Here is a 4,392-nt window from a genome sequence, read left to right as displayed (position 1 = left end):
GGAACGGCGTCACGGGTTTTGAACGGGAATCCGAAGGTGTCCGAATCGGCCTGCCCTACATCGAGGACTGGACGTTCCGCACCGTCAAACTCCTGCCGCGCCGCCGGATCGACGTCTACGATCCCGGATTCGCCGCAGCAGCAGAAAAGGAGATCGCCAAACTGACCGCCCGGCGAAAAGAGGATCCGATGCTGATCGCCTACGCTTCGGAAAACGAAAACGGCTGGGAGTATCGCGATATCAACGAGCTGACCGCCGCCGCTCCCTCCGTCGCCTCCAAAAAGGCGCTGATCGACTTTCTGATCCGCCGCCACGGCGAAGCGGGCGCAGTTGCGCAATTCGGGCTCACGGGCGGAAGGCGGGAGATGCTGGAAAACCGGAAGATCGTCAATCTGGACCGGAAAGACATCTGCGACTTCATCGCGGAAACCTCCCGCTATTACCACCGGATTGTCCGCGATCTCTTCCGCAAATACGATCCCGAACATCTGTGGTTCGGCGCCTCTCACTGCCGCGGCCAGGCGGACGAATGGATCTACGCGGCGGCCGAATTCACCGATGCCGTGATGCTCAACGAGTATGACATCTACGCCCTGTGGACAAACCGGCTCATGCCGAAACTCCGGGAACTCGACAAACCGTTCTTCATCACCGAGTTCAGCTTTGTCTGCGACCGGCGGGGAATGCGTCACTACAATTCCGGCAACACCGTCCGCGACGAGCGGGCGCGGGGACTCTGTTACCGGCACTACACCGAACAGAAAGCGGCGGATCCGCTCTGCATCGGATTCGGCTACTTCATCTTCTTCGACCAGCCCGTGATGATGCGCAGTCTCCCGATGGGAGAGAACTTCAATTTCGGTCTGGTCGACTGCACCGACCGCCCCTATGACGAGATGATCGCTGAAGTCAAACATTCCAACGCCCGGCTGGAAGCGGTTCACGCCGGCCGGGAAACCCCATTCCGTCTCGAGAATCCGGAGAAACTTCTGTTCAGCAACCAGAAGCGGAAACTGCTCGCGGACTTTCTCCCCGATTCCAGCTCGAAATTCATAACCGTGGACAAGACCAACGCCCAGGAGTTTTTCAGCGGCTGCGAGTTCCGGCTGAAAGTCGATGAACATCTTCTGCCGCAAAACGCCGATCCGGCGGCAGGTTATCCGGTCGGGACCGCCCGCGCCGGGGACAACTCCCGGTTTCGATCGGTGAAAGCCGACTGCTACTTCTGGAACAAACACCGCGGCAGGGATTTGAATCTCTACTACGCGCTGGAAGGCTCTCCCGACAACCTGAACTTCTCCGCGCTCCCCCTGAAGTTCGAGCTCGTCCGCAAGGCCGAATTCGATCACTACATCATGCGCAACGCGCAGCCGATCCCGCCGGAAGTCCGTTATCTGAGAGTCGTGCTCAAGGCTCCCGTCCAGAGCGAGAGCTGGTCCAATCAGATCGCCGGAATCGAGATCGAACACTGACTCCCGAGAAAAAAGCGCCATCCGCGGACGGCGCTTTTTCATTTCAAAGGGTCATTTCCGGATCAATTCATAGAGCATGGTCTGCCCGAACGAATTGAACACCCGCAGCCGGGCCGCCGTGCGGTTTCCGTGCGGAGAAAGCGCCACATGCTCCAGCCGGTTTCCGGCGGTGTCGAGCGCGTAAAGCTCCAACCCCTCCCCGCCGGGCAGCAGAATCTCCGCCTCGCCCGCCGCCGCCATGTGCGGCAGCTCCCCCCAGCGCAGAATCCGGTTCATTCCGGGAGAAGAGAACTCCGCCTTGAACGCCTGCGTGTCGGTCAGGTGAAAGAGCAGAATCCGACGCGATTCCGCAAGCGGCTTCCCGTCACGGGAGAGCGCGGCGAATACCCCGCGCCCGCGCAGATTCTTCACGCTCCAGAACTCCCCGGCCCCCTCCTCCCCCGCAGGAAGCACGAACGCTTCGCACACCGGGGTGTGCACGGAAAAGGTCAACTTCCGTGTGTTGGAGAAAATCTGGCCGCCGGCGGCATCGAGCCGCCCCGTCTCCGGATCGATGAGTTCATCCGGGACCACATGCAGCGCTTTGAGCGCGGCAAAGTAATCGGCCCGTTCTTTCCGCGCGTCTAGGACCGGAAAACGGCCGTGGTCTTCCGGGAAATTGTCGCCGGTGTCGATCAACGCGACCGTCCCGGCGGGGAGTTGTTCGAGCGGATCGCCCGTTCCGTCCCCGATCACGGCACCGAGCCGAACCACCCGGCCGAGGCGATTCAGCGGCATCGGATATTCCGACCCGAACGTGAGTCCGTCCGCGCTGCCGATCACCGTTGCAAGCGCGACCGGCGCCGGTGCGACGCTCCCGGAGCGGAACAGCGCCGCTCCAAGCTGGTTCGACAACGCCTTTACGCAGTCGTTCGCGATGTTGAAATGGTTGGACACAAGCTCTTTTGTGATGTCACCGTTCCAGTGCGACCAGGCGAACTGGCAGAGCATGTTCCACCCCTGCAGCCCGGCGTAGGAGGCCATCAGCAGCGGCCCCTCGGCCCGGAAGCGGTTCGGTTTGCAGAAGTCGAACTCGGAGACACTGAACGGCCGGCCATAGAGCCGCGACAGAAACAGTTCGTCCGGCGATGTTCCGCGCCCGATCGCCGAATTCTGGCTCAGCGACGACGGAACATCGTAAGTGCCTGACGGGCCGCCCCAGTACACATGGTTGTCCACAAAATCATATCCGCTGCGCACCACCGAGAGCATCGGGCCGGAAAGCATGTTCGTATCGGAGAGAACACACTTGACCCCCTGTTCCCGCAGAAACTCCACCATCTGTCTCGACCGGCGGCGGTAAGATTCGAGCAGAAACGCGCTGTAAAGCCGTTCCCGCCCTGCCGCGTCCGCGGGTTCTTCAATCGCCCGATTTTCAAGCCACGCCCGGAACGCTTTCCGGTACTCACTCTTCACGAGTTCCGAAGCGGCGGCGGCCTTGTCGATGTTCCCCTCGTTGATGATGTTGAGCGAAACCAGCACCGGATCATCCTTGAGCGCCAGCCCGGTATGCGGGTTCACATGGTTCAGGAACGTCCGGCAATACTCTTTCCAGTTCTCGAACACCGAATCCTTGATCCAGAAGAGCCCCTTGTACTCCCCGAACGCGATCACCCGGTCCGGAAACTCCGGAATCTCCCCCCGGCCCGGCACCCGCGAAACGTAGAGATCCGTGGAAACATAAATCCCGCGCTTCTTCAGCGCCGCGATCAGATACTCGAGCTGATCCATCCGCTCCGGCTGGAGCCGGGTGCTCACCGTATCCGTGAGCGGCTCGTCGTGGTGGTGGATCCGGATCAGATTGAAGCCGCACGCCGCCATCCGGTCGGCAAACCGGTCAGCCTCTTCCCGGTTCAGATAAAACGAAGTTCCGCTGATGTTCGTTCCGTAAAAACGGACCGGCGTCTCCGGGCGGTCGCGGAAAACCAGCTGGTCGCCGCGCCGGACCAGCGGACCGTACTTCCCCGCCGGTGCGTCAAGCGTGTCGGAAAAATCGAGAATCGACCCTCTCCGAATCACCTTGTGGAACGGGATCTCCCGCCACTGCTCCCCCGCGATGATGAAGTACGGTGCCTCCTTGAGCCGCGGCAGATCCCGGCTGCTCACCGTCGCCGCGACAATCCCCCAGACCGATCGCCGCGCCGAATGGAATTCGATCCTCGCAAGTGGACGCTCCCGGAGCGGGAAACGCGACCGGAACAGCCCGACATACGCCGTGGCGTTCTCCGCCGTCCAGACCACCTCCCCGTTCGGACAGGCGGCCGGAGCCCACCAGTTGCCGACCTCACGTCCGCCGCGCACTTCAAATGTGTCTGCCGAGCCGTCCCGGTAGACGACTTTCACGCTGCCGACCTCCTGCCCCGGCCATGCGATCGCATGCAGCAGATAGAGCCGGGACCCGCAGACTTCCCCCGGGATGTCGCACACGGCCTGTTCCGGAAACCCGGGCCGCGCGCTGCCCGCGAGCATGACGCAGCTCTTCCCGCCATTCTTCTCCGGGTCGAGGATCGCAAACGGCATCCGGTCCATGAGCTGCGTTCCGGGTTTGAGCATGCGCAGATCGTTCGCCGGCCCCTGATCGGTCCAGCCGCCCTTGCCGTCCCCGGCGGTTTCGTCGGCGAAACCGGCGTTCGCGATGTCCCGCAGATCGAGCGGAACATCCTCTCCGGCGCGGCATTGCAGCGTCAGATCCAGCGTCGCATTCGTGATCTTCCCGTAACCGGGCGTCATCCGGATCCGGATGGTGTAGGTCGGCAGATTGTATGTCCGGTTGTCCTGAATGTGCAGCTCAAAATCCCCGCGCAGCGAAACCGTCCCCTCCCCCGCCGGGATCTCCAGTTCCGAGGCACGCCTCTGAACGAGCATCCCCGGTTTCTTCTCC

Annotated in this window: 2 protein-coding genes; one reads left to right on the top strand and one right to left on the bottom strand. The window is 62.0% G+C overall.

Going from position 1 to position 4,392, the window contains the following annotated elements; genetic code table 11:
* The coding region (locus tag Q0J85_RS15290) for a hypothetical protein (protein WP_294483183.1) at positions 1–1,472 on the top strand (1,472 nt) is incomplete at its 5' end.
* Between the two features lie 51 nt (positions 1,473–1,523).
* Here the strand turns inward: Q0J85_RS15290 and Q0J85_RS15285 are convergent.
* A partial coding sequence (locus Q0J85_RS15285) for a hypothetical protein (protein ID WP_294483181.1) occupies positions 1,524–4,392 on the bottom strand: 2,869 nt, incomplete at its 5' end.

This window comes from uncultured Victivallis sp., assembly GCA_944389935.1.
Lineage (GTDB): Bacteria > Verrucomicrobiota > Lentisphaeria > Victivallales > Victivallaceae > Victivallis.
This window is presented reverse-complemented; position numbering and strand designations above follow the sequence as displayed.